At 69.7% G+C, this 23,939-nt stretch carries 26 protein-coding genes; 22 read left to right on the forward strand and 4 right to left on the reverse strand.

Going from position 1 to position 23,939, the window contains the following annotated elements; all coding sequences use genetic code 11:
• The first annotated feature begins 14 nt into the window (after positions 1-14).
• From F8178_RS09085 to F8178_RS09100, 4 genes are all read left to right on the forward strand, one after another.
• Complete coding sequence (locus F8178_RS09085; RefSeq protein WP_317494259.1) at positions 15-701, forward strand: response regulator transcription factor; 687 nt, start codon at positions 15-17, stop codon at positions 699-701.
• 138 nt (positions 702-839) lie between these two features.
• A complete protein-coding gene (locus tag F8178_RS09090; RefSeq protein ID WP_317494260.1) occupies positions 840-1,823 on the forward strand; it encodes a Ppx/GppA phosphatase family protein in 984 nt (327 codons plus the stop codon).
• Between the two features lie 122 nt (positions 1,824-1,945).
• Positions 1,946-3,352: a hypothetical protein gene (locus F8178_RS09095; protein ID WP_317494261.1), complete on the forward strand. Its 1,407-nt coding sequence runs from the start codon at positions 1,946-1,948 to the stop codon at positions 3,350-3,352.
• 111 nt (positions 3,353-3,463) lie between these two features.
• Positions 3,464-4,246, forward strand: a complete 783-nt coding sequence (locus tag F8178_RS09100) for a sugar phosphate isomerase/epimerase family protein (protein ID WP_317494306.1) — start codon at positions 3,464-3,466, stop codon at positions 4,244-4,246.
• A gap of 53 nt (positions 4,247-4,299) precedes the next feature.
• Here the strand turns inward: F8178_RS09100 and F8178_RS09105 are convergent, their stop codons facing one another.
• Positions 4,300-4,620 (reverse strand): DUF4333 domain-containing protein, encoded by a 321-nt coding sequence (locus tag F8178_RS09105; protein WP_317494262.1) that lies wholly within the window; start codon positions 4,618-4,620, stop codon positions 4,300-4,302.
• 179 nt (positions 4,621-4,799) lie between these two features.
• Between F8178_RS09105 and F8178_RS09110 the strand changes: the two genes are divergently transcribed.
• The 6 genes from F8178_RS09110 to F8178_RS09135 all read left to right on the forward strand — a co-directional run bounded on the left by F8178_RS09110 (position 4,800) and on the right by F8178_RS09135 (position 9,562).
• A complete protein-coding gene (locus F8178_RS09110; RefSeq protein ID WP_317494263.1) occupies positions 4,800-5,651 on the forward strand; it encodes a thioesterase family protein in 852 nt (283 codons plus the stop codon).
• A 140-nt stretch (positions 5,652-5,791) separates the two neighbouring features.
• Positions 5,792-6,598, forward strand: coding sequence for a pyrroline-5-carboxylate reductase (proC, locus tag F8178_RS09115; RefSeq protein WP_317494307.1), 807 nt, complete (start codon positions 5,792-5,794; stop codon positions 6,596-6,598).
• Between the two features lie 176 nt (positions 6,599-6,774).
• Positions 6,775-6,987: a helix-turn-helix domain-containing protein gene (locus tag F8178_RS09120; RefSeq protein WP_317494264.1), complete on the forward strand. Its 213-nt coding sequence runs from the start codon at positions 6,775-6,777 to the stop codon at positions 6,985-6,987.
• A gap of 225 nt (positions 6,988-7,212) precedes the next feature.
• Positions 7,213-7,314: a 30S ribosomal protein bS22 gene (locus F8178_RS09125; RefSeq protein ID WP_317494265.1), complete on the forward strand. Its 102-nt coding sequence runs from the start codon at positions 7,213-7,215 to the stop codon at positions 7,312-7,314.
• Positions 7,315-7,353: 39 nt separating this feature from the next.
• Complete coding sequence (locus F8178_RS09130; protein ID WP_317494266.1) at positions 7,354-8,403, forward strand: NAD-dependent epimerase/dehydratase family protein; 1,050 nt, start codon at positions 7,354-7,356, stop codon at positions 8,401-8,403.
• A gap of 34 nt (positions 8,404-8,437) precedes the next feature.
• The gene (locus F8178_RS09135) at positions 8,438-9,562 is read left to right on the forward strand and encodes a 1-acyl-sn-glycerol-3-phosphate acyltransferase (protein ID WP_317494267.1); all 1,125 of its coding nucleotides are present in this window, start codon (positions 8,438-8,440) and stop codon (positions 9,560-9,562) included.
• Between the two features lie 62 nt (positions 9,563-9,624).
• Here F8178_RS09135 and F8178_RS09140 read toward each other — a convergent pair whose 3' ends face one another.
• The 3 genes from F8178_RS09140 to F8178_RS09150 all read right to left on the reverse strand — a co-directional run bounded on the left by F8178_RS09140 (position 9,625) and on the right by F8178_RS09150 (position 12,732).
• Complete coding sequence (locus tag F8178_RS09140; protein WP_317494308.1) at positions 9,625-10,548, reverse strand: HAD-IB family hydrolase; 924 nt, start codon at positions 10,546-10,548, stop codon at positions 9,625-9,627.
• 116 nt (positions 10,549-10,664) lie between these two features.
• Positions 10,665-11,852, reverse strand: a complete 1,188-nt coding sequence (locus tag F8178_RS09145; RefSeq protein ID WP_317494268.1) for a DUF5667 domain-containing protein — start codon at positions 11,850-11,852, stop codon at positions 10,665-10,667.
• A 169-nt stretch (positions 11,853-12,021) separates the two neighbouring features.
• Positions 12,022-12,732, reverse strand: a complete 711-nt coding sequence (locus F8178_RS09150) for a sigma-70 family RNA polymerase sigma factor (RefSeq protein WP_317494269.1) — start codon at positions 12,730-12,732, stop codon at positions 12,022-12,024.
• 502 nt (positions 12,733-13,234) lie between these two features.
• On the opposite strand from F8178_RS09150, the gene F8178_RS09155 reads away from it, so the two are divergent.
• The 12 genes from F8178_RS09155 to F8178_RS09210 all read left to right on the forward strand — a co-directional run bounded on the left by F8178_RS09155 (position 13,235) and on the right by F8178_RS09210 (position 23,905).
• Positions 13,235-13,471 (forward strand): glutaredoxin family protein, encoded by a 237-nt coding sequence (locus F8178_RS09155; protein WP_317494270.1) that lies wholly within the window; start codon positions 13,235-13,237, stop codon positions 13,469-13,471.
• A 379-nt stretch (positions 13,472-13,850) separates the two neighbouring features.
• A complete protein-coding gene (locus F8178_RS09160) occupies positions 13,851-14,732 on the forward strand; it encodes a redox-sensing transcriptional repressor Rex (RefSeq protein WP_317494309.1) in 882 nt (293 codons plus the stop codon).
• Positions 14,733-16,094 carry a glutamyl-tRNA reductase gene (locus tag F8178_RS09165; RefSeq protein ID WP_317494271.1) on the forward strand — a complete coding sequence of 454 codons (1,362 nt, stop codon included), beginning with the start codon at positions 14,733-14,735 and terminating at the stop codon, positions 16,092-16,094.
• Positions 16,091-17,062, forward strand: coding sequence for a hydroxymethylbilane synthase (hemC, locus tag F8178_RS09170; protein WP_317494272.1), 972 nt, complete (start codon positions 16,091-16,093; stop codon positions 17,060-17,062). The genes F8178_RS09165 and hemC overlap by 4 nt, the downstream gene beginning before the upstream one ends.
• A 143-nt stretch (positions 17,063-17,205) precedes the next feature.
• Positions 17,206-18,768 (forward strand): bifunctional uroporphyrinogen-III C-methyltransferase/uroporphyrinogen-III synthase, encoded by a 1,563-nt coding sequence (locus F8178_RS09175; RefSeq protein ID WP_317494273.1) that lies wholly within the window; start codon positions 17,206-17,208, stop codon positions 18,766-18,768.
• Positions 18,769-18,823: 55 nt separating this feature from the next.
• On the forward strand, positions 18,824-19,795 hold the full coding sequence (hemB, locus tag F8178_RS09180) for a porphobilinogen synthase (protein WP_317494274.1): 972 nt from the start codon (positions 18,824-18,826) through the stop codon (positions 19,793-19,795).
• Between the two features lie 43 nt (positions 19,796-19,838).
• Entirely contained in the window at positions 19,839-20,387 is a 549-nt protein-coding gene (locus F8178_RS09185) for a hypothetical protein (RefSeq protein ID WP_317494275.1), read from the forward strand.
• The gene (locus F8178_RS09190; RefSeq protein ID WP_317494276.1) at positions 20,384-20,860 is read left to right on the forward strand and encodes a hypothetical protein; all 477 of its coding nucleotides are present in this window, start codon (positions 20,384-20,386) and stop codon (positions 20,858-20,860) included. Before F8178_RS09185 ends, F8178_RS09190 begins: the two co-directional genes overlap by 4 nt.
• A gap of 42 nt (positions 20,861-20,902) precedes the next feature.
• The gene (locus F8178_RS09195; RefSeq protein ID WP_317494277.1) at positions 20,903-21,250 is read left to right on the forward strand and encodes a hypothetical protein; all 348 of its coding nucleotides are present in this window, start codon (positions 20,903-20,905) and stop codon (positions 21,248-21,250) included.
• Between the two features lie 108 nt (positions 21,251-21,358).
• Complete coding sequence (hemL, locus tag F8178_RS09200; protein ID WP_317494278.1) at positions 21,359-22,660, forward strand: glutamate-1-semialdehyde 2,1-aminomutase; 1,302 nt, start codon at positions 21,359-21,361, stop codon at positions 22,658-22,660.
• Between the two features lie 7 nt (positions 22,661-22,667).
• The gene (locus F8178_RS09205; RefSeq protein WP_317494279.1) at positions 22,668-23,303 is read left to right on the forward strand and encodes a histidine phosphatase family protein; all 636 of its coding nucleotides are present in this window, start codon (positions 22,668-22,670) and stop codon (positions 23,301-23,303) included.
• Positions 23,300-23,905 (forward strand): TlpA disulfide reductase family protein, encoded by a 606-nt coding sequence (locus tag F8178_RS09210; RefSeq protein ID WP_317494280.1) that lies wholly within the window; start codon positions 23,300-23,302, stop codon positions 23,903-23,905. Before F8178_RS09205 ends, F8178_RS09210 begins: the two co-directional genes overlap by 4 nt.
• Positions 23,906-23,939: the final 34 nt, after the last annotated feature.

Here is a 23,939-nt window from a genome sequence, read left to right on the forward strand (position 1 = left end):
CGGGAGGAAGCTGCGTGGCACGGGTACTGATCGTCGAGGACGAGGAATCCTTCGCCGACCCGCTGGCGTTCATGCTCCGCAAGGAGGGCTTCACGGCGGCGGTCGCCACCGACGGCAAGCAGGCGCTCGAGGAATTCGATCGCAACGGTGCCGACATCGTACTGCTCGATCTGATGCTTCCGGGGATGAGCGGCACCGATGTGTGCAAGCAACTGCGGCAACGTGCCGCCGTGCCGGTCATCATGGTCACTGCGCGGGACAGCGAGATCGACAAGGTGGTCGGCCTCGAGATCGGTGCCGATGACTACGTCACCAAGCCGTACTCCGCCCGGGAGCTGATCGCCAGGGTCCGGGCGGTGCTGCGCCGTGGCGGCGAGGGAGCGCCGGAAGGCGAGGAGCAACCGGTGCTCGCGGCGGGACCGGTGCGCATGGATGTGGAGCGGCATGTGGTCACGGTGCACGGCCAGGAGGTCACGCTGCCGCTGAAGGAGTTCGACCTGCTGGAATACCTGCTGCGCAACGTGGGCAGGGTGCTGACCCGCGCGCAGCTCATCGACCGGGTGTGGGGCGCGGACTACGTCGGCGACACCAAGACGCTGGATGTGCACATCAAGCGGCTCCGCGCCAAGATCGAACAGGATCCCGCCGCGCCACAGCATCTCGTGACGGTCCGCGGGTTGGGGTACAAGTTCGAGGCGTGACCCGGCCGTGCCCTCCGCGGCAGTGCGCGGGAGTGCTGTTTCTCACGATCCTTTCCGTGGTCCTTGCTGGTCCTTACCGCCCGCGTGTGCCGTTCGAGACTGCACATCGGGGCCCGTGACAGGGTACTGTGAGCCATTGTGCGACTCGGAGTGCTCGACGTGGGGTCCAACACCACGCACTTGCTCGTGGTGGATGCGCACCGTGGTGCGCACCCGATGCCGATGCACAAGGAGAAGACGTCGCTCCGGCTCGCCGAGCGGATCACCCGCGAAGGGGAACTGAGTGGTGCCGGGGTCGAGGAGCTCGTCGAGGCTATCGAGGGCGCGAAGGGCTCGGCGGCCCGGCTGGGCTGCGAGGAGATGCTGGCGTTCGGCACGTCGGCGGTGCGGCAAGCACACAACGCGGGCGATGTGCTGCGCACGGTCGCCGTTCGCACTGGTGTCGAGCTGAACGTGCTGTCGGGCCACGACGAGGCCCGACTGACCTTCCTCGCCGCGCGCCGCTGGTTCGGCTGGTCCGCGGGTAAACTGCTGGTGCTCGACATCGGCGGCGGATCGCTCGAGATCGCGATGGGGATCGACGAGGATCCCGAGCTGGCGTTGTCGTACCCGCTTGGGGCGGGAACGGTGACCCATACCCGGTTCACCGGCGACCCCCCTTCCCGTTCCGAACTGGTGGACACGGCGGCATGGCTGGAGCAGGAGTTGTCCGGGCTGGCCGAGCAGGTGGGCGCGTTGGGGACCCCCGACCGCGTGGTCGCCACGTCCAAGACGTTCCGCTCGCTGGCCCGGTTGACCGGCGCAGCACCCTCGGCGGCTGGGCCAAGGGTGCGCAGGGTGCTGACCGACACCGGTCTGCGCCAGTTGCTGGCGTTCATCTCGCGGATGACGGCGGCCGACCTCGCGGAGCTGGAGGGGGTGAGCCCGAGCCGGGCGCACCAACTTGTCGGGGGAGCGCTGGTGGCTGATGCCACGATGCGTGCGCTGTCCTGCGCCGAAGTGGAGATCTGCCCATGGGCGCTGCGGGAAGGTGTCATCCTGCGGCGCCTCGATCACACCAACGGGGAGGATCCCGTGGAGCCGTTGACGCGTGCGTGGCGCGGGGTTGAGATCCTGTCGTAATGATGTCGATGCGACAGTGGTACCGGTGAACACCGGATGGTGCGCGCGAGGACGTAAGACACCGGACAGGCGTGAACATTGGCGTGGACGTGGTGAGTGGAGCTCGGGCACGGTGATACGGGATGAGCCGAAGTCGTGGTAGCCATGAGGCGCAGCGCACGGTCGCTGAGCTGCTGGCCCAACATGGCGGGAAGGTCGACGGCACCTCCTCCCGCCGCCATCGCCGCCGTCGCGACGAGGCCGATGATGCCGACGGCGCGGCTGGGGAACCCGATGTGACGACCACCGCACCGCAAGCGATCATCGACCGGATCCGCGCCGAGACAGGTGAGACCGGCAAGGAGCATGGTGGTCGTAACGGGCGGTCCCACCACGCGGGTACCGTCGACGCCGGCGACCACAGCGACTACGGGGGACACGGGGGCCACGCCGCGGGTAATGGCGCGGCTGTGAAGCCCGCCGACGATGCGGGCGGGGTAAGCGGATACACCCCGGTGCAACCCCGCCCGGCCGCGTCCCCGACCCCGCCACCGGCCGAACCGCCCGCTGAGCCGGTCGCCGAGCTCGGCGCGCAGCCCACCTCCCGTGTCCATCCCACCGCTTTCCGTAAGGCGCCGCAGCCGCCACAGCACCCGCAGCAGCCCCAGCCGGGTGGCGTGGGGCAGCAGGCCCCGCACCACGCGCCCCGGCCGTATCCGCAGCAGGCTCCGCAGCCGTATCCCGCCGAGCAGCACCCCTTCGACGCCGCGGTCGGGTACGACCACGGCGGACAGCGCCCGGCTGGGCCGGACGACAGCTGGTTCGTCGACGGCACCACCGCGGCGAGCCTGCGCCCGCGCGACGGCAGGCTGCGCGACGCCGACACCGACGAGCTGGAAGCCGTGAACGGCGCGGCCTACGGGCAGCCGGACGGTCACGCGAGCGCCGGGTACGGCAGCGGCTACGTGACCAGTGACGACCCCGCCGAGACCGCGGCATGGTTCGGCGAGCCGGGCTACGAGGACTGGAGCTACGACGAACACGACGGGTACCCGCCGCACGACGACGCCGTGTCGTGCGACCCGTCCTACGGTGACCTCGACGGCATGGACCCGGCAGGGCAGGAGCGCTACGGCAGCGACCTGACCGCGGGCCCGGACAGCGATCCGGACGGCTACCTGGACGACTGGGGACCGGACTACCGGGAGGGCTACCAGGAGGACTACGCCGAGGAGGAATACCCCGAGGAGGAATACGCCGAGGACGGCCAGGGCGAACCGGACACGTCACCCGTGCGGCAGTGGCTGGCCATGGCGGGTCAGCTTGCGCTCGGCGTGCTGGGCGGCGCCGGTGTCTGGTTGTCCTTCAACTGGCTGTGGATGCGGGTTCCCGCCGCAGCGTTGATCGCCGCGCTCGCGGTGATCGTGGGGCTCGTGTGGCTGGTACGTAAGATTCGTCGAGCAGAAGACATCCAGACGAGCGTGCTCGCGGTCTTGGTGGGGTTGGTGGTGACCGTCTCCCCCGCCGCGATGCTGCTGTTTTCCGGATAGGACCACCGGGTGAACCACGCTGATAACGCTGCTGACGGCGCTGGCAGGGCAGGTGATGACCGAACGGACCCGCGCGAGAGCGCCGCGCGCCCCGGTGCCGCGGGCAGCGGCATACCGGTAGGGCTATCCACCGCGTCGGTGTGGCCGCTGCGCGCGAACTCGGGCTTCGAGCTGGCCGCGGACATCGGGTACGACGGTGTCGAGGTCATGGTGTGGCCGGATCCGATCAGCCAGGACATCTCGGCGCTGAAGTGGCTCTCGCAGAGCACCGGTGTGCCGGTGCTGTCGGTCCACTCGCCGTCGTTGCTCATCACCCAGCGCATCTGGTCGCCGGACCCCGAGGAGCGGCTGCGCAGGACCGTCGACGCCGCCGGTGAGCTGGGCGCGCGCACCGTGGTGGTGCACCCGCCGTTCCGCTGGCAGCGACGGTACGCCGACGCCTTTCCCGAGCTGGTCGCCGAGCTGGAAGAGACCAGCGGGATCGAGGTCGCGGTGGAGAACATGTTCAAGGTGCGGCCACCGGGAGGCAAGGACAGGCGGGTGTCGGCGTTCCGCCCGTCGATCGACCCGACGGATGTCGGTCACGCCCACTACACGCTCGATCTGTCCCACACGGCGGCCGCAGGGATGGACGCTCTCGAGCTGGCCGATCGCATGGGCTCAGGCCTGACACACCTGCACCTCGCCGACGGCTCCGGCCAGCCGAAGGACGAGCACATGATGCCGGGGCGCGGTACGCAACCCTGTGCCGAGCTGCTCGAGAAGCTGGCGGCGACCGATTTCGGTGGCCAGGTGGTCGTCGAGCTGAACACCAGGGCCGCCCGGACGGAGGCGCACCGCGTACGGGAGCTGACCGAGGCGTTGCTGTTCGCCAGGCTGCACCTGGGCCAGTGACACCGGGATACCGTGGTGCCGGGCGTGCCCGGGGCAGGCGGGTGCCGTGGCGGCTACGGCTTCGGCTGTTCGTCGACCTCGAGCGTGTAGTTGCCGCGGTCGTCGGTGAAGGTCACGGTCACGCCGTAGCGCTCATCGCCGTCGGTGAGCACGCAACGCGTCGTTTCCCCGGAGCGGCCTCGCACCGCATCCGGGCAGGAGACGCCGTCGGGCGGGTAGCCCGTGATCTCCTCGAGAGTGTTCGCGACGCTTCGTTCGAACACGTCATGCGAGAAAGTGGCGGTACCGGCAACGGTCTCGGTGCACCCGGTCGCGGTCACGCCCGCCAGCAGAACTGCGAGGGTGACAAGTCTGATCGGGGGCAGCGGCGGCATGGTTCTCCTCGGTCTCGATCCACTCGGCGGTTGCCTATCCCGGAGGGTAGCCCGCCGGTCACAGGCACAAAGCGTGGACGTAAGGTCGACGCCGTGGCCCCGCTGAGCTCATCCGACTCCCGTGGTAGCGGGGAGCCGTCGCGTTCCCCTCGCCACGACCGCACCGGAGGCGTGGCGTCATGACAACGGCGGATACACCGACGGGCTTCACCGACGCGAGCCACCCACGCGCGCTCGGCGACGGCACCTTCACCGCGAACCTCCGTTCCGAATGGTCCATCGGCGGCAGGCCGCACGGCGGATTCATCATCGCCCTGCTCGCGCGCGCCGCATGCGAGGTGGTGGCGGATTACAGCGAGTTGGCAGGGGATCCGCTCGCGGTCAGCGCGGAGTTCCTGCGCGCGACCGAGCTCGGTCCCGCGTTGCTGCGTACCGAGGTTCGCAAGGCTGGGCGGCGGACCACCGTTGTCGGTGTGCGGCTCGAGCAGCGTGGTCGCAGCTGCGTGGAGGCTCGCGTGACGGTCGGCAGGCTACCCGAGCAACGGTGGTTGTGGGCGGACCTGCCGATGATGCCCGCCGAGCCGCCCACGAACGCGATACGGTTGAGCGATCATCTCGGTGACGGCGTGTTCCGGCTGGCCGAGGGGTGCGAGGTGCGGATCGACGCCAGTACCGCGGGGTTCCTCACCGGGCGCAAGCCGCTGGTGAACTCGACACAACAGTCGAACGCCACGCTGCGCATGCGGTTGTGGGCGCGGCCGAGGAACGCGGAGGTGGACGTGTTCTTCTCCCTGCTCGCCGGGGACATCAACCCCCCGCTACCGTTCAACCTCGGCCGCAAGGGGTGGTCGCCGACGGTGCAGATGACCTCCTACCTGCGTAGCCTGCCCGCACCCGGATGGCTACGGATCCAGGTCGACTGCAGCGCGGTGTACGGCAACTGGTTCGACTCCAGCGCGGCGGTTCTCGACTCCGGAGGCCATCTCGTCTGCCAGACGCGGCAGCTTGCCATCACCCCGGGGCCCGGCTGAGGCGTTCTGGCAGGCTGAGGGGCATGGCAGACAGGGTTGACAGCGCTGGCAGCGCTGACGGTGCCGGTGCCGCCGGTGCCGCCGGTACAGCAGGTGGCGCGGGAACCGGCAGCAGCGGAGTCGAGGGCGCCGCGGGCCCGATGATCGCGGTTCTGGGTGCGGGCAAGATCGGTGAGGCGTTGCTCTCCGGCTTGCTGCACAGCGGCACCAACCCCGGAGAGCTCATGTTCACCGAGCGCCACCCGGAACGTGCCGCGGAGTTGAGCGCGTCGCTCGGCGTGCGCCATGTGGAACTCGATGAGGCGGCCGCGGCGGCGGACGTCCTGGTCATCGCGGTGAAACCGCAGGACATCGATCCGTTGCTCGAGCGGTTGGCTGAACTGGTGAACGGGCGAACCCTGGTGGTTTCGCTGTGCGCGGGGTTGCCAACCAGCCTGTTCGAGCGCAGGTTGGGTGGTTCGTGTCCGGTGGTGCGGGTCATGCCGAACACCCCGATGGTGATCGGCGAGGCGATGTGCGCGATCTCCCCGGGACGGCACGCCACCGATGTGCACGTCAAGCTGGTGGAGCGGATGCTGTCCAGCGTCGGTCAGGTCGTGGAGATCCCGGAGGACAAGCAGGACGCGGTCACGGCCCTGTCGGGATCCGGCCCTGCCTACGTGTTCTTCTTGGTCGAAGCGATGATCGATGCCGGAATCCTGCTCGGCCTGCCCCGCAACGTGGCCGAGAAGCTGATCATCCAGTCGACCTACGGTGCGACCAAGATGCTCGCGGAGACCGGCGAGCACCCCGTCACGCTGCGCGAGGCGGTCACCTCACCGGGTGGTACCACGATCAACGCGATCAGGGAGTTGGAGAACCACGGCGTCCGCGCGGCCCTGCTCGCCGCGATCGAAGCCGCGCGTGACCGGTCCGTGGAGCTTGGTAAGGCACGCGAGCAGGAGTAGGCCCGCATACCACGAATGGCGGCATATCGCGGGTAACGACACGCCTACGATCGTTGCAACTTGGCGTCGAGCGTCGCACGAGCCCCGCCAGTCCCGCTAGCCTCAGGGGAGAGTGTGGTGTCAACGGCGCCAGTGTGCCGGTGCGCCGGTGTTGGCGCGAAAGGACCCGGTGAAGCATGCCGCCGAAGAAGGATGATTCGCCGCTGCACAAGCAGGTGCAGTTCCTGACGGTCGCCGAGGTGGCCACGCTGATGCGGGTCTCCAAGATGACCGTCTACCGCCTGGTGCACGCGGGTGAACTCCCTGCCGTGCGTGTCGGCAAGTCGTTCCGGGTGCCGGAAAAGGCCGTCCACGACTACCTCGACGGTGCCTACTTCGACGCGGGCTGACCTGTCGCGGCAGCGGCACGGTGGCGGGACCCGGCGCGGGGTGACAGACATGGCCCCGGTAACCTAACGCAGTGTCGTGTGGCTGTAGCGTAACTGTCGAGGGTTGTGGAGCAGCGTCGGCAGGGACGTCGGCAGCGGCGTGCTCGTCGCGTGGTTGTATGGGGGTTGCCGCGCGCCTGGGGCGCGCACGACCGTGACAGCATCCGCCGACCGTGAGGAATGCCCATGGGGTCCGTGATCAAGAAGCGCCGCAAGCGCATGTCGAAGAAGAAGCACCGCAAGCTGTTGCGTCGTACCCGAATCCAGCGGCGTAGGCAGGGCAAGTAGCGGTCCGGAGCCTATCCGCGACCGCCGAAAGGGGGTTCGATGCCGTCGAGTGTCGTGCTCGTGACCGGCGTCGGTGGTGAGCTGGGTGGCAAGCTGCTCGCCCGGCTCGGCAACAGCGACCGGCTCGAACGCGTGATCGGCGTCGACACCGTGTCCCCGTCGCGCCCGGCCGTCGACCGCATGGGCCGCGCGGAGTTCGTGCGAGCCGACATCCGGAACCCGCTGATCGAGCGAATCATCAGTGACGCCAAGGTCGACACCGTGGTGCACGCCTCGATGAACGTTCACCCCGCTGGGCCTGCGCCGCGGCTCGCGGTCAAGGACACCAACATCATCGGCACCATGCGGCTGCTCGCCGCCTGCCAGCGCTCGCCCCGCGTGCGCAAACTCGTCGTCAAGTCGACCGCGGCCGTCTATGGCGCTGGCCCTCGCTCGCCAGCGGTGTTCACCGAGGATTCGCCGCTGATCCCCACGTCATCGCGGGGCTACGTCTCCGACGCCATCGACATGGAGGGCTACATCCGAGGGCTCGGACGTAGGCGCGACGATCTGATCATCACAACCGCCCGGTTCGCCAACCTCATGGGCCCGACCGTCGACACTGTCCTGACCAGGTACTTCGCGCTGCCGGTTGTGCCGACGATCTTCGGTTACGACGCCCGGTTGCAGTTCGTGCACTCCTCGGACGCGCTCGCCGTGCTGGAACGGGCCACGCTGTACGACATCCCCGGGGTGTTCAACGTGGCCGCCGACGGGGTCCTCACCCTGTCACAGGCGATCAGGCTCGCAGGCCGGGTGGAGCTGCCGGTACCGAGCTCGGCGTTGCCGACGGTGGTTCCCGCCCTCCGTGGAGCCAAGCTCGTCGATTTCTCCCCCGACCAGATCCGGTTGCTCAACTACGGGCGCGTGGTCGACACTACGAGGCTCACCGAGGAGTTCGGCTATACGCCGCGGTGGAGCACCCGTGAAGCCTTCGACGACTACGTGCACGGCAGGGCGCTGCGCCCGGTGGTGGACCGGTACGCACTCGCCGCGCTGGCGGATAGGGTCGCGGCATCGGCCGCGACCGGCCAGGCACGAACTTCCTGACCGAGAACCTGTTCCAGCCCGGAAGGACAGCACCATGGCTAGCAGGGACCACCTCGGAGACGCCCCGCGCTCCGACCCCGACGCCGAGCCGCACCCGCCGATTCCCGAGCAGGCCAGTGTCAGCAGGCTGCCAGCGCACGAGCGGCCCTCCCGGCCGGACCCCGACGGCCAGGAGACCGGGCATCGGGCTGAGGTGCACGACCGGCAACCGCGTGGGGGTGGCGAGGTCGTGGCGTTCCCCTCGGCAGCGGGCAGCGGAGCGCAGGCGCGCCCGCGGGCAGCGGGCGAGAGCGACGAGCCGGGTGAACCAGCAGAAGAACAGCCGAGGACGCTACCCGAGGCCGTCACATCGGCGCTGAACTTCCTCGTCGATCGGTTGACCGGCGAGTACTCGGTCGACGAGTTCGGTTTCGACGCCGAACTGACCGAGCAGCTGGTGGCACCGGCGCTGCGCGTGCTGTACCGGAAGTGGTTCCGGGTCGATGTGCACGGTGCGGGCAACCTGCCGGAGTCCGGCGGAGCACTGATCGTGGCCAACCATTCCGGGACCGTGCCGTTCGACGCGGCGATGACCGCGCTGGCGGTGCACGACGAACACCCGCGAGAGCGTTTCCTGCGCATCCTGGGGGCCGACCTGGTTTTCCAGCTGCCGGTGCTGGGGTCGCTGGCTAGGAAGACGGGCCAGACGCTCGCGTGCAACGCCGACGCCGAGCGGTTGCTCGGCGCAGGCGAGCTCGTTGGCGTCTTCCCCGAGGGCTTCAAGGGCATCGGCAAGCCGTTCTCGGCGCGGTACAAGCTGCAACGGTTCGGCAGGGGAGGGTTCGCTTCGGCGGCCATCCGTACCGGTGTGCCGATCATCCCGTGCGCCATCGTCGGCGCGGAGGAGATCTACCCGAAGCTCGGTGACATCACGCCCCTCGCGCGGCTGCTCGGCCTGCCGTACTTCCCAGTCACCCCGTTCTTCCCGTTGCTGGGTCCGCTGGGCGCGATCCCGCTGCCGACGAAATGGTCCATCGCGTTCGGCGAACCCATCACCACCGACGACTTCACCGCAGGCGACGACCCGATGGACGCGTTCGTGCTGACCGACCAGGTCCGCGAGGCCATCCAGCAGATGCTCTACCAGCGCCTCGCGCAGCGCCGCGGGGTGTTCGGTTAGCGAGCCGAACGCCTCCTTCGGTACATGTCGTGTACCCGAGGAGTCCTTCGGCTTGCCCCCGCTCAGCGCTTGCGGAAGGCCACACCGGCGGCGACCGCCCCTGCGAGAGCGCCTGCCCCGAGGACCGAGGGGACGCCGATCTTCGCCGCCTTGCGGCCGGTACGGAAGTCGCGGATCTCCCATTGCCGCTCGCGGGCGATGTCCCGCAGCGCCGAGTCCGGGTTGATCGCCACGGCCTTGCCGGTCACCGACAGCATCGGGATGTCGTTCTGCGAATCCGAGTAGGCGGTGCAGCGCTTGAGGTTGAGCCCTTCCCTCGCGGCAAGGGCCCGCACCGCGTGCGCCTTGGCCCTGCCGTGCAGCAGGTCACCGACCAGCTTGCCGGTGTACACGCCGTCGACGGTCTCGGCGACCGTGCCGAGCGCGCCGGTGAGCCCGAGCCTGCGCGCGATGATCGCGGCCAGCTCGACGGGAGTGGCGGTGACCAGCCAGACGCGCTGTCCCGCATCCAGGTGCATCTGCGCGAGCGCGCGGGTACCCGACCAGATCTTGTCGGCCATCAACTCGTCGTAGATCTCCTCGCCGACGGCGTTGAGCTCCTCGACGCTGCGTCCTGCCACGAACGACAGCGCCTGCTCCCTGCTCGACGAGACGTTGTCCTTGGACTCCTTCCCGCCGATGCGGTACTTGGCCTGCTTCCAGGCGAACCCGGCCAGGTCCGAGGTGGTGAAGTAGTTACGCGCGGCCAGTCCCCGAGCGAAGTGGAAGATCGACGCTCCCATCATCATCGTGTTGTCGACGTCGAAGAACGCCGCTGCGGTCAGATCCGGCGTGACCGGGGCCCGATGCTCGCCTGCCTGCTCGGATTGGCTGTCTTCCTCGGGGCGCGGTCCGCCCTCCATCCGCGAGGCTGCCTCGGCCGAAGCCTCGCCAGCCAGCGTGGCGAGCCGTTCCAGTTCCAGGCGCTTGCCCTTCCGGCGCCACAGCGACACGCGCACCGCCTCCCATCGCGGATATGAACGGAGTGCACGGCCACAGCGTAGCCAGTTCCGCGTCAGCCCGAGTCGACCGGCACCGGCACGCTCCAGGCGGATCCGGGCCGCTAGCCGACCCCGCCGAGTTCCTGGTCGGGGGTCGCGGTGGGGGCATCCGGCGCGGTAGGTAGCTCGGCGGGTGTCTCAACGCCCACATCGGGTGGCTCCGGCGCGCCGGGCAAGTCCGGATCCGGTTGCCCGGCGGGCGGGGCACCGGCGTCGTCTCCGGCGCCACCGACATCGCCGTCGCCGCCCCGCGTGTCCGCGCTTCCGGTGCGTGGTGAAGCGGGATCACCACCGGCAGGCTGGCCGTCCTCGTCACCACCGGCGGCATCGGAACCGGTGCGCCCGTCGCGATCGGTGCCCTGACCGGGCCGTGGCTGGGGTGCCGCGCGTGGCGGTTGGCACGGGCCGGTTGCGGGGACGGCGCCGAACTCGTCCACGTTGCCGGTCGTGATGCGGTAGCACGTCATGCGCTCGGTCAGCGCCTCGGCGCGCTCGTCGATGGTGGCCAGCAGGCGGGTGCTCGCTTCGAAATCGCCGCGTGCCTCGCCGGGGATCGTGTCGGCGATCTCGGTCATGCGCTCGCCGTGCTCGGCGGCCCATGACCGCAGGGTGACGAGGTCGTCGCCAGTGTCGCCGGTGGCGGTGGTGGTGACCAGCCGGGCGGCGCTTGTCGCGTTGCCGTCCAGGTTGTCGAGTACGTCCCGGTACACATCCGGATCGATGCCGTCCTGCCCGGACCGGTCGCGGCGCTCGGCGAGCACCTCGAGCTCGGCGACCCGCGTGCCTGCGAGCTCCATGTGCTTGAAGCCGCGCGCGTTGTCGCTGAACGCGGCCCCGAGTGACAGCGTCTCGGTGGTGCGTTTGACGTCGTACAGGAATTCATCGGGCAGTGCGTCACCGGAGAGCTCGATGCCGAGCACGCCGAGCCCGACGAGCGTGGCGACGGCGGCGGCGACCAGCGAGCCGATACGATCCGTCCGGGATCGCCGGGGCGACCGCCGCGCCTGATTGGTCTTGCTTCCCGGCAGGGCCGTCCCGGCGGTGGTATCGCCAGCGAGTAGGCGCGCACGTATGCGCTCCCGCTCCTGCTCGTCGGGGCCTTCCCGGTGGGCCACTGCCCGCAGCTCGTCGACCACGTGCAGTTCGGTGGCGAACTCGTGCCGATCGGCGACGTCCCGGCCGGTCTCGACCACCCGGGCGAAGCGCTCGCTCCGATCCGGGTTCCGCCGGTACCACGCGGGCTGGTTCACCGCTCGTTCCGCCTCCACTCGCGGGGCCGCCATCCCCGCGCCACTGACCGTGGCACGGGGTGAGTCGTCTGTCGTGCCATGAGTAACGAACCGGAATGGTGCAAGTTACGCACGGCACGGCGGCCACCCTACCCGGGGCGGGCCGGATCGGGCAGTCGTCGGGAACGGCTCAGTGGAACCCGTTGGGCAGCAGGTGAGCGAGCCTGCGAACCGCCCGGTGCTGCAGCGCCTTGATGGCGCCCTCGTTGCGCTGCATGATCTCGGCGGTCTCAGCGACGGACATGCCCTGGATGAAGCGCAGCACGATGCAATCACGCTGGTCGTCGCCGAGCGCGTCGATGCACCGGAACAGCTCGTCCTTGGTGGCCAGTGCCATCACCTGCTGTTCGGGGCCTGCGTCGGAGCCGTGGTCGGTGGCGGTGAACACCGCGGGTCCCGACTCGGCCAGCTCGGAGGTGACGACCTCGCGCTTGGCTCTGCTGGACTTGACGTGGTCGAGGATGAGGTTCCTTGCGATGGTGACGAACCAGGCCCCGACATCGCGACCCTGGTAGGTCACCGAGCTGATCCTGCGTAGCGCGCGCAGGAAGGTCTCGCTGGTGACGTCCTCGGCCAGCTCGCGATTTCCCAGCCGGAACAGCACGTACCGGAACACGGTATCGACGTACTGGTCATAGAGCTTGCCGAAGGCGGCCGTGTCCCCGGCCTGCGCGGCGTGTACGAGCTCCCACGCCTCGCCGCTGGCGGTGTCGTCGGGTGGCTGCTCGTCCTGCCGTTGCCGGGGCCGCCCGGCCGCCTGGCCGGGCTTGTCGCCGGTGCCCCCCAGGTCACCTGCTGTGTCCTCGGCTGGTGCCGCGGAGTATGCGAGATGCAACGTCATCCCAGCTGACCTCCTGGGGCTGCGTCTCCTGTTGCCTGACCTGGTGCCTGAACCGCGGGGCGCCGGTTGCCCCTACCTGCCTGACCCGGGTTCTGACGTGCGGGGGCAGCCGCTGTGCTGCCGAGGACATCGACGATGAGCCTGTCCTGCGCTGTCCGACCCGACGTGTGCATGGCCTCAGGTCTCCTCGTCGCTCTCGCGTTCGTCACTCCGAGTCGCAGCGCGTGGCCGCAGTTCCCCGGGTTAGGGAAGCATACGTCCTATTACCGGCCAGTAGGTAGCCTCCATATGATTGCGATTCGGAGACGACCGTCCGAATGGGCTATGACGCAAATCACCCTATCGTGTTTTACGGCGTTGTGAAGTCGACGTGTGCCCGTCCGCGCTCGCGACGCGGACGGGCGGCTGACGTGCGCCGGCTCGTGGACCGCGGTGTGCACCGCGGGGCAGCGGCACCGAGGGGTGTGCCGTCGCGGGCGGTCGCGGCAGGGAGGATGGCGACATGGCACATGTCACGGTAATGAGCCGTCAGGGGTGTGGCTTGTGTGCACAAGCCGAGCGCGCGGTCGAGCGGATCTGTGTCGACGAGGGCGCCACCTGGTCGGTGACCGATGTCGACACCGATCCCGAGCTGCGTGCCGAGTACGGTGACCAGGTCCCGGTGCTGCTCGTCGACGGCGTCGAACACGGCTACTGGACGGTGGACGAGTCCCGGCTTCGGCAGGCGCTGAGCGGCTGACCCGCGGCCGCCGTACTCGCTGATCACGCCGCGTTTGCGGCTGCGGATTGTGCCCTGTCTTACGTGCCGGGCCACCGGATTTTGTGCACACCTTCACAAGCGGTTACCGTAAGCGGTACACCGCTCATGGCGGGTGCATTCAACACCCCGAGGTTTGTTCGCGTCAACAACCGTAGCGGGTGTGGCATGCGAGTTGGGCGATTCAGCGAGGAGATGCAGCGTGGTCGGACGGCGGAGCCGAGAGGGTCGGGCCGCAGCCGACGCGGCCGACTCTGCGGGGGGATCCAGGGGGAAGGGCTCGCGTCGACGACGAGGACACGGTAAGCGGGCGGAGACGGAAGTGTCGGCCGACTCGGCTGACAACGCCCCGACGGCCGAGATGCCCGCGGTGAGCTCGAACGGCTCCGCCATGGCAGGCGAGGGTGGTGACGGTAAAGCACGGGCCATCCCGGAGGCGGCCGTCGCCCGGCTCGCCGTGTACCTCAGGGTGCTGACCACCATGGCCGAGCAGGGGGCAGTGACGGTCTCCAGCGAGGAACTCTCCGCCGCCGCGGGGGTGAACTCGGCCAAGCTGCGCAAGGACCTGTCGTACCTCGGCTCGTACGGCGTGCGCGGCGTCGGCTACGAGGTGGAGGTCCTCACCGAGGAGATCGAACGGATCCTGGGGCTGACCCGCCAGCACAGGGTGGCGGTGGTCGGTATCGGTAACCTCGGTCACGCGCTGGCCAACTACGGAGGCTTCCCCGGTCGCGGCTTCCCGGTGGCCGCGCTGTTCGACATCGATCCGGATCTCATCGGTGTGCCCGTCGGCGGTATCGCCGTCTCCCACCTCGACGAGATCGTTACGGTTTGCGCCGAGCGGCAGGTATCCATCGGGGTCATCGCTACCCCGCCCGGGGCGGCTCAGGTCGTGTGTGATCGGCTGGTGGCCAGCGGGGTACAGTGCATCCTGAACTTCGCGCCCGTCGTGCTCCACGCTCCGGAGCACGTTCAGGTGCGCAAGGTTGACCTGGCGGTCGAGCTACAGATGTTGTCGTTCCACGTGGCTTCCCGAGACGGAACCGACGCGACGGGTGCGGGCCATACCCAGCAGGCAGCCGGTGTGACCGCGGCAGGTGGCAGGACTCGGCTGGCTCCTCGGGCCCGGCGGGCCCCTGGGAGCTCCGGAGCCCCCTTGCCTCCCGTGGCCGTCGAAGCGTCCACCGCGGGCGTGCTGTCGCGGGCATCCTCCAATGGCACGTCCAACGGCGAGGTGGTTTAAGTGAGCGTGCTGGCTGTCGGGCTGTCCCACCACACGGCCGATCTCCGTACCCTCGAGCGGGTCACGATCTCGCAGGACGAGGTGCCCAAGACGCTCCACGAGCTGCAGCACGCGCAGGACGTCAGCGAGGTCATGCTGGTGTCGACCTGCAACCGTGTGGAGATCTACGCGATCGTGGAAAGCTTCCACGGTGGACTCTCCGGCGTGTCGTCGGTGCTGGCCAGGATGGCAGGCGTCGACGTGACCGAGCTGTACGACAACCTGTACGTGCACTACGCGGGCGCCGCTGTGGAGCACCTGTTCTCCGTGGCCTGCGGACTGGACTCGATGGTGGTCGGCGAGACCCAGATCCTCGGGCAAGTGCGGGCGGCGTATGCCACCGCAGCCGATTCCGGCACCGTCGGGAGCGCGCTACACGAGCTGGTGCAGGCCGCGCTGCGGGTCGGTAAGCGGGTCCACAGCGAGACCGGCCTCGACGCGTTGGGCGCGTCCGTGGTCTCCAAGGCCCTCGAGGCGGCGGTCGACGGTATCGGCGACCTCGCGGGGCGCCCCGCGGTGATCATCGGCGCCGGTTCGATGGGGGCGCTGGCCGCCTCCCAGCTCCGGACGAGCGGGGTGTCCGAGGTGGTGGTGGCCAACCGCACCGTGGCGAGCGCCGAACGATTGGCCGCTTCGTTGAGTGAGGCGGGTGTCCCGGCGCGGACAGTGACCTTCGATGAGCTCGGTGACGCGCTGGCCGCGGTGGACCTCGTGGTCTGCTGTACCGGCGCGCAGGACGTGGTGCTGCCCGCGGAGTTCGTTCCCGAGCGCAAGCGGCAGGGTGAGCTCGTCATCTGCGATCTCGGCCTGCCACGCGACGCGGACCCCGCGATCGCCGAGATGGCCGGTGTGCGGCTGGTCGACCTGGAGACCGTGCGTCACCAGGTGGATGCCTCCACCACGCGAGCGCACACCGAGCTGGCCGCCGAGATCATCGGTGAGGAGGTGCGGGAGTACCTCGCGCAGCAGCGCAGTGCGGCGGTGACGCCGACGGTGGCCGCGCTGCGCCAGCAGGCGGCCGAGGTGGTGGACGCGGAACTGCTGCGGCTCGACAGGCGCCTTCCCTCACTGGACGAGCAGACACGGGACGAGGTCAGCCGCACGGTACGGAGGGTGGTTGACAAACTGCTGCACGCGCCGACGGTGCGGGTCAAGCAACTGGCCGCCGAGACCGGCGCCGAGGGCAGCACCGACTACGCTGGCGCACTGCGCGAGCTGTTCGGGTTGGATCCCGCCGCCCCAGCGACGGTGGCACAGCCAACCCAGCAGCCATCACGCGCGCGCTATGACGACGGCGGCGGTGAAGGAGGAGCCGAGCGGTGAGCGGAACGATCAGGGTCGGCACCCGGGCCAGCACGCTCGCCCTCGCCCAGACGGACACCGTCGTGACCCGGCTCAAGGAGGCCGGGCACGACGTCGCGATCGTGCCGATCTCCACCTCGGGGGATCGGTCGAGCGCACCGATCAGCCAGATCGGCGTCGGGGTGTTCACCTCGGCGCTGCGGGACGCACTGCACTCCGACGAGATCGACGTGGCGGTGCACTCTTACAAGGACCTGCCGACGGCCGCGGAAGAGGGCTTGGTGATCGCGGCCGTGCCGGAACGGGAGGATCCCAGGGACATCCTGGTCGCCAGGGACGGGCTGACCCTGGCCGAACTGCCTCCCGGCGCCGTCCTCGGTACCGGGTCGCCCCGGCGGGCGGCGCAACTGCGCGCACTCGGCCTCGGCCTGGAGGTGACCGGCATTCGCGGCAACATCGACACGCGGATGCGCAAGGTCGTCGACGGGGAGGTGGATGGCGTCGTGCTGGCCAGGGCGGGTCTCGCCCGGGTAGGCAGGCTCGACGAGGCGACCGAGACGCTGGACCCGCTGCAGATGCTTCCCGCCCCGGCTCAGGGGGCCCTCGCGGTGGAGTGCCGGTCGGCCGACGGTGAGTTGGCGCAGCTGCTGCATGACCGCATCGAGGATGAGGCGACGCGGGCGGCGGTGGTCGCCGAACGTGCCGTGTTGGCCACCCTAGAGGCGGGCTGCAGTGCCCCAGTCGGGGCGCTGGCCGATGTGGTCTCCGACATCGACGATGACGGGCGTGCCGTGCTGCGCCTGTCACTGCGCGGGGTGGCCGCGACAGCGTTCGCTGACCTAACCGCGGGCGACCCGGTCGGCGGGGACGGCTCGGCACCGATCGAGGTGTTGCGGGCAACCGCGACGGGGGATCTGGCCGACGCCGAGAGCCTCGGCGCGGCGGTGGCGGCCGAGCTACTCGACCGTGGCGCGGGAGCGCGGCTGTGACCGGGAAACAGTGACGCAGCAGTGACGCGGCGGAACGTGCCGCGGGCATGTGGGTACCGCCCACGCCAAGCCCGCGTGCTCGACGGCCGCGCGTAATCGAGTACAACCAGACTTCGCTGACAAGACGAGGAGTTAGGCAGACGATGACCCCCGCAGAGAAGTCGCCAGGTCGCGTCGCTTTCGTGGGTTCCGGCCCCGGCGATGCCGGATTGCTGACGGTGCGTGCCAGGGAGCTGCTCGCCTCGGCCGATCTTGTGGTCACCAATCCGGACGTGCCGTCGACCGCGCTGGCCTACGCGGGTAGCGAGACCGAGGTGCGTCCCGCCGTCGGCGAGCCGGGCGAGGTGGCCAAGGACCTGTCGAGCGAGGCCGACGCTGGCCGCTCGGTGATCCGGATCGTCTCGGGTGACCCGTTCACACAGCAGGCGGTGGTGGCCGAGGCGCAGGCCGTGGCCCGTACCGAGGCCGTGTTCGACGTGGTCCCCGGGGTATCGGCCGGGGTGGCGGTACCGGCTTACGCCGGTATCCCGCTCGGCGGCGACCACACCCAGGTGGACCTGCGCAACGAGGTGGACTGGGCGGCGCTGGCCGGGGTGCCCGGCACGTTGGTGTTGCACGGCACGTCGGCGCACCTGGCCGAGGTGGCCTCCGCCCTCGTCGAGCACGGGCGCGATCCCGAAACGCCCGTGGCGGTCACCGCCAACGGGACGATCAATACCCAGCGCACTGTGGATACCAAGCTGTCGTCGCTGGCAGCCGACGTGGGCGAGACGATGGGCCCGCTGGTGATCACCATCGGTGAGACCGCCCGCGACCGCACCACGCTGTCCTGGTGGGAGTCCAGGGCGCTGTACGGGTGGAAGGTGCTCGTGCCGCGCACCAAGGAGCAGGCCTGGGATATGACCGACCGGCTCGCCGGTCACGGCGCCACCCCGCACGAGGTGCCGACGATCTCGGTGGAGCCCCCGCGCAGCCCCGCCCAGATGGAGCGCTCGGTGAAGGGGCTCGTCGACGGGCGGTACCAGTGGGTCGTGTTCACCTCGTCGAACGCCGTCCGTGCGGTGTGGGAGAAGTTCACCGAGTTCGGCCTCGACGCCAGGGCGTTCTCCGGCGTGAAGATCGCCTGCATCGGTGAGGCGACCGCAGCCAAGGTTCGTGGCTTCGGCATCATGCCGGACCTGGTGCCCTCAGGGGAACAGTCGAGCGAGGGTCTGCTCGCCGATTTCTCCCCGTACGACGACGTGTTCGACCCGGTCAATCGGATCCTGCTGCCGCGTGCGGACATCGCCACCGAGACGCTCTCGGCCGGGCTGACCGAGCGTGGCTGGGAGGTCGACGACGTCACCGCTTACCGGACGGTGCGGGCCGCCCCGCCGCCTGCGGAGACCAGGGAGATGATCAAGACCGGCGGTTTCGACGCGGTGTGCTTCACTTCGGCGTCCACCGTGCGCAACCTGGTCGGTATCGCGGGCAAGCCGCACCAGCGCACGCTGGTGGCCTGCATCGGCCCGAAGACGGCCGAGACCGCGCGGGAGTTCGGGCTGCGAGTGGACGTGCAGGCTACCAAGCAGCTGGCCACGGTGCTCGTCGACGAGCTAGCCGAGCACGCCGCGAAGCTGCGAGCGGAGGGCGCGCTGCCACCGCCGCGCAAGGCCAAGCGCACGCGCCGTAGCTCTTCGTCGAGCGCGACGTCGTCCTCGTCCTGACACATCGGCGGGGGCGATCCGGGGTCGGTGACGTCGGGCGAGTACCGTCGGTGGTGTGTTTCCCGAGCATCGACCACGGCGGTTGCGGGGCACCGCAGCACTACGGCGGCTGGTCAGTGAGACCACCGTACGGCCGCGTCACCTGATCCTGCCCATGTTCGTCGCGGATGGGTTGGCCGAGCCGCGACCGATCTCCAGCATGCCGGGCGTCGTGCAGCACACGCGTGACTCGTTGCGCAAGGCGGCGGTCGACGCGGTGCAGGCAGGCGTCGGCGGCCTCATGCTCTTCGGCGTGCCGCGTACGCATGACCCACAGGGCTCGGGGGCCACCGACCCGGAGGGGGTGCTCAACGTCGCGCTCGCCGACCTGCGGGCCGAGCTGGGCGACGACACGGTGGTGATGGCCGACACCTGCCTCGACGAGTTCACCGATCACGGGCACTGCGGGGTGCTCGACGCCGAGGGGCGCGTCGACAACGACGCGACGCTGCGGCGGTACGCGGAAATGGCTGTGGCCCAGGCCGAGGCAGGCGCACACGTCCTTGGCCCGAGCGGGATGATGGACGGTCAGGTCGGCACCATCAGGCAGGCGCTTGACCAGGCAGGGCACACCGACGTCGGCATCCTGGCCTACTCCGCCAAGTACGCCAGCGCCTTCTACGGGCCGTTCCGGGAAGCCGTGGGCTCGCAGCTGGCAGGCGACCGCAAGAGCTACCAGCAGGATCCGGCCAACGCCAGGGAGGCGTTGCGGGAGATCGAGTTGGACCTGGCTGAGGGCGCCGACGCGATCATGGTCAAGCCTGCGCTGTCCTACCTGGACGTGCTGGCCGACGCTGCTGAGCTGTCCACTGTGCCGGTGGCCGCGTACCAGGTTTCCGGTGAGTACGCCATGATCGAGGCCGCCGTGGCCAACGGTTGGCTGGAGCGGGAACGCACCGTCGTCGAGGTACTGACCTCGTTGCGGCGTGCGGGTGCGGACATGGTGCTGACGTACTGGGCGGCCGACGCGGCGCGCTGGCTCGGCTGAGACGCGTGATGGGCACACCGATGGCGACAGTGGGTGAGAAGTGGTGACCGACCCCGACGACACCGGTCACGAGTCCGAACGCGAGCGTGAAGCGGCCGGGCTGCCACCGTCGCCCGATTCGGGTGGGGTTCCCGCGGGCGGCCCGCCCGGCCCGGTGCGGGTCGCGTTCTGGGGATGGGTCGTGGCCGTTGCGCTGTTCGTGGTGGGGTTCCTCTTACTGCCGCTGCGTAGGGACCAGATCGTGGACGAGCTCGTCGAGGCAGGAGGGGGGCAGGTCACCGCGGACGAGGTGGCCGCGGGTGCGTTGCCGGTGCTCTGGTTGTTCGCCATGGCCGGTATCGCGCTGGCACTGCTCATGCTGCTGTTCGCCTACAAGATGCGGGAGGGGACGCGCTCGGCGCGTTCGGTGCTGGTCGCCCTCGTGCTCGTGATGCTCGCCTTCCACCTCGCGTTGCAAGCCTTCGTCAACCCGGTCACCACGGTGGCTCTCGCGCTGGCCTGCGCCGCCACGGTGCTGCTGTACCTGCCCGGCGTCGGCGACTACTTCCCCAAGCTGCCGAGGACGGTGCGGCGTTGGCGGGAGCAGCCGTGAGCCAGGAGCGGTCCGGCAATGTGCTCTACGAGGAGATCGGTGCCACCTGGTGGCCGCTGGTGTGGGCGCCGGGGCTGGCACTGGCGGGGATCGGATTCGACTTGATGCTCGGCCTGCGGCCGCACCTGCTGGGATGGTCGCTGGCCGGGGCGATCCTGCTGGCGTTCACCGCGCTGTGGGTGTATGCCAGGCGGCGTTTCCTCCGCGTCCGGTTGACCACCACGGAACTGTGGCAGGCAGGAGAGCGGTTGCCGCTCGAGCGGATCCGGCGGGTGGAATCCGATACGCACTCCGACGAGCGGGACCGGCCGAGCATCGCGCCCGCGGGCACCCGCGTGCTCGGCGGTGGCATGACCGCACCTCGCAAGTATGAGGAGGTCATGCTCAGGCTCGACGACGGCTCGCTCGTGCTGGCCTGGGCCAGGGATGCCGAGGCGTTGGGGCGGGCGCTGGCCGAGGCGCTGACCCGGTGAGCGGGAGATACGAGGATACCGGGGATGAGTAGGGTGTCGAGCGTGAGTGAAGCGGCAGCGCGAGACAGCGCAGGCAGCGCCGATGACGCCCGCACCGCGCGCGGGCGGCGTCGTACCGGCGGACGCGTCGGGGTGCACCGGCCGCGGCGCGCTCTGGTGGCCATCGTGGAGCTGCTACTGGTCGCGCTCGCCATATGGGCGGCCGTAGCGGCCTGGTCCCACGGGACGGAGACCATCGACCCTGGCTCAACCATCGCCGGGGTGGACAGCTTCACGCGATATCACGGCGGCTGGATCGCCACCGCCGTCGGTCTCGCCACCGCAGCCGCCGTGCTGGTACTAGACGCCGCCCGCCAGCTCGTGCTCGCCATCGGCCCCCGGCACCGGTAGCCGCACCCTGCCGCGGGGCTGCACCTGGGTCGGCTCGGGCCGCGACGGTGCCCACAGCCGGGATGCCCCCGCCGCCTGCCGAAGCGCCCACGTGCCAGACTGGCTGCTGTGAGTGCGCAGATCCAGCAGTCGCAGGAATTGTTCGAGCGGGCAGCGACCGTGATCCCCGGTGGGGTCAACTCTCCGGTCAGGTCTTTCGCTTCGGTCGGCGGTACGCCGCGGTTCATGGTGTCGGGTCAGGGCACCTATCTGTGGGACGAGGACGGCAACCGGTACGTGGACCTGGTGTCCTCCTGGGGCCCGATGATCCTCGGCCACGCCCACCCGGCGGTCGTCGACGCGGTGCGTTCGGCGGCGAGCTCGGGGCTGTCCTTCGGCACCCCGGTGCGCGGGGAAGTGGACCTCGCCGCCGAGATCATCGACCGTGTCGGGCCGGTGGAGCAGGTGAGGCTGGTCAACTCCGGCACCGAGGCGACGATGACGGCGATCCGGCTGGCGCGGGCCTTCACTGGGCGTAGCAAGATCGTCAAGTTCGCAGGCTGCTACCACGGCCACGTCGATGCCCTGCTGGTTCAGGCGGGATCCGGGGTGGCGACCCTCGGCCTTCCCACCTCGCCAGGGGTGACCGATGCGCAGGCCGCCGACACCATCGTGCTGCCCTACAACGACATCGAGGCGGTGCGCGCCTGCTTCGCCGAGCACGCAGGCGAGATCGCGGCCGTGATCACCGAATCGGCCGCGGGCAACATGGGTGCGATCGCCCCGGTCGACGGCTTCAACGCGGCGCTGCGGGAGCTGACGCGTGCCGACGGCGCGCTGCTGATCATGGATGAGGTGATGACCGGCTTCCGCGTCTCGTCAGCGGGTTGGTATGGCATCGACGCCGTTCCCGGCGACCTGTACACCTTCGGCAAGGTGATGTCGGGCGGGCTGCCCGCGGCCGCGTTCGGTGGCCGGGCGGAGGTGCTCTCGCTGCTGGCCCCGAGCGGCTCCGTTTACCAGGCAGGCACCCTTGCCGGTAATCCCGTCGCCACGGCCGCGGGCCTGGCCACGCTGCGGGCCGCCGACGCCGCCGCCTACCGCACGCTGGATGCCAACGCGCAGCGGCTCGGCACGATGCTCACGGAGGCGTTGTCGGCGGCAGGCGTGCCGCACACCGTGTCCTATGCGGGCAACCTGCTCTCGGTGTTCTTCAGCGAGCGCCCGGTAACCGGCTACCAGGGCGCGCGGGAGGCCGAGTCGTTCCGCTACAAACCGTTCTTCCACGCGCTACTGGAGCGCGGTGTGTTCAGCCCACCGAGCGCGTTCGAGGCTTGGTTCGTCAACACGGCGATGGACGATGCCGCCTTCGACACGATCGAGGCCGCACTGCCCGCGGCGGCACGGGCAGCGGCCGAAGCGGCGGCGTGAACCGGCTATGAGCGCAACTCGGACGGTCGTGCACTTCCTGCGACACGGCGAGGTGGACAACCCTGACGGCATCCTCTACGGGAGGCTGCCGGGGTTCCGGCTGTCCCAGCAGGGACGAGCACAGGCGCGCATCGTGGCGGAGTGGCTCTCCCGCCACGCCATCGTGCACGTGGCGGCCTCACCGCTGCGTCGGGCGCAGGAGACCGCGGACCCCATCGCCGACGCCCACCGGCTGGACATCGCCACCGACGAGCGGCTGATCGAGTCGACCAACCTCTTCGAGGGTCAACGGGTGTCGGTGGGTAACGGGGTGTTGCGGGATCCGAGGCACTGGTGGAAGCTGCGCGACCCCTTCACCCCCTCCTGGGGGGAACCGTATGTCGACGTCGCAAGGCGCATGCTCGCCGCTGCCTACGCGGCGCGCTCGGCCGCCGAGGGCTACGAGGCGGTATGCGTGTCGCACCAGCTACCGATCTGGACCCTGCGCCGGTACCTCGAGGTGCGCAGGCTCTGGCACGATCCGCGTCGCAGGCAGTGCTCGCTGGCCTCGTTGACGAGCCTGGTGTTCGACGGCGAGATGCTGCGCGAGATCGTCTACAGCGAGCCCGCTGGGCGGACCGATCCGAAGGTGACGGGGGCATGAGCCGCCCGAGGATCTTCCAGATCGCCGCGCTGCTCGCCGCGGCGCTGCTCGCCGTGACCGGCTGCGAGGCGGGTGCGGGGGAGGAACCCGGCTCCGGCGAGTTCAGTTTCGTCGCGCCGGGCGGCGACACGGACATCCGGTACCCGGTCGAGGAGCGTCAGGAGATGCCGCCGCTGACCGGCGAGGATCTGTTCGACGAGGACATCGAGATCTCGACTGCGGATTTCGCGGGCGAGGTGGTCGTGATCAACATCTGGGGCCAGTGGTGCGGTCCGTGCCGCAGGGAAGCGCCCGTGATGCAGCGGATCCACGAGGAGTACGCCGACCGGGGCGTGCAGGTGCTCGGGATCGACGTGCGGGATCCTTCGCGGCAGCCCCCGCAGGACTTCAAGCGCGACAGGAACCTGGAGTACCCGTCGATCTACGATCCACCCGGCCGGTCGCTGCTCGCGCTGTCCGGGTACCCGCGCAACATCGTGCCCTCCACCATCATCGTCGACGCCGAGCAGCGGGTAGCCGCGGTGTTCCTGCGGGAGCTGTTCTACGAGGACCTGCAGCCCGAGGTGCGGCGCCTGCTCGAGGAGACGTCCGAACGGACGTGAGCCGACCCGCGAGCACTGAGACGCAGGACACTGC

This window comes from Haloechinothrix sp. LS1_15, from assembly GCF_033042135.1.
Classification (GTDB): Bacteria; Actinomycetota; Actinomycetes; order Mycobacteriales; family Pseudonocardiaceae; genus Haloechinothrix.

Coding starts and splice junctions, on each gene's coding strand:
- F8178_RS09095 (WP_317494261.1), top strand. CDS start 1,946: ATGAGCCGAAGTCGTGGTAGCCATGAGGCGCAGCGCACGGTCGCTGAG.
- F8178_RS09120 (WP_317494264.1), top strand. CDS start 6,775: ATGCCGCCGAAGAAGGATGATTCGCCGCTGCACAAGCAGGTGCAGTTC.
- F8178_RS09110 (WP_317494263.1), top strand. CDS start 4,800: ATGACAACGGCGGATACACCGACGGGCTTCACCGACGCGAGCCACCCA.
- F8178_RS09125 (WP_317494265.1), top strand. CDS start 7,213: ATGGGGTCCGTGATCAAGAAGCGCCGCAAGCGCATGTCGAAGAAGAAG.
- F8178_RS09205 (WP_317494279.1), top strand. CDS start 22,668: ATGAGCGCAACTCGGACGGTCGTGCACTTCCTGCGACACGGCGAGGTG.
- F8178_RS09210 (WP_317494280.1), top strand. CDS start 23,300: ATGAGCCGCCCGAGGATCTTCCAGATCGCCGCGCTGCTCGCCGCGGCG.
- F8178_RS09105 (WP_317494262.1), bottom strand. CDS start 4,620: ATGCCGCCGCTGCCCCCGATCAGACTTGTCACCCTCGCAGTTCTGCTG.
- F8178_RS09130 (WP_317494266.1), top strand. CDS start 7,354: ATGCCGTCGAGTGTCGTGCTCGTGACCGGCGTCGGTGGTGAGCTGGGT.
- F8178_RS09160 (WP_317494309.1), top strand. CDS start 13,851: ATGCCCGCGGTGAGCTCGAACGGCTCCGCCATGGCAGGCGAGGGTGGT.
- F8178_RS09175 (WP_317494273.1), top strand. CDS start 17,206: ATGACCCCCGCAGAGAAGTCGCCAGGTCGCGTCGCTTTCGTGGGTTCC.
- F8178_RS09150 (WP_317494269.1), bottom strand. CDS start 12,732: ATGACGTTGCATCTCGCATACTCCGCGGCACCAGCCGAGGACACAGCA.
- F8178_RS09155 (WP_317494270.1), top strand. CDS start 13,235: ATGGCACATGTCACGGTAATGAGCCGTCAGGGGTGTGGCTTGTGTGCA.
- proC (WP_317494307.1), top strand. CDS start 5,792: ATGATCGCGGTTCTGGGTGCGGGCAAGATCGGTGAGGCGTTGCTCTCC.
- F8178_RS09135 (WP_317494267.1), top strand. CDS start 8,438: ATGGCTAGCAGGGACCACCTCGGAGACGCCCCGCGCTCCGACCCCGAC.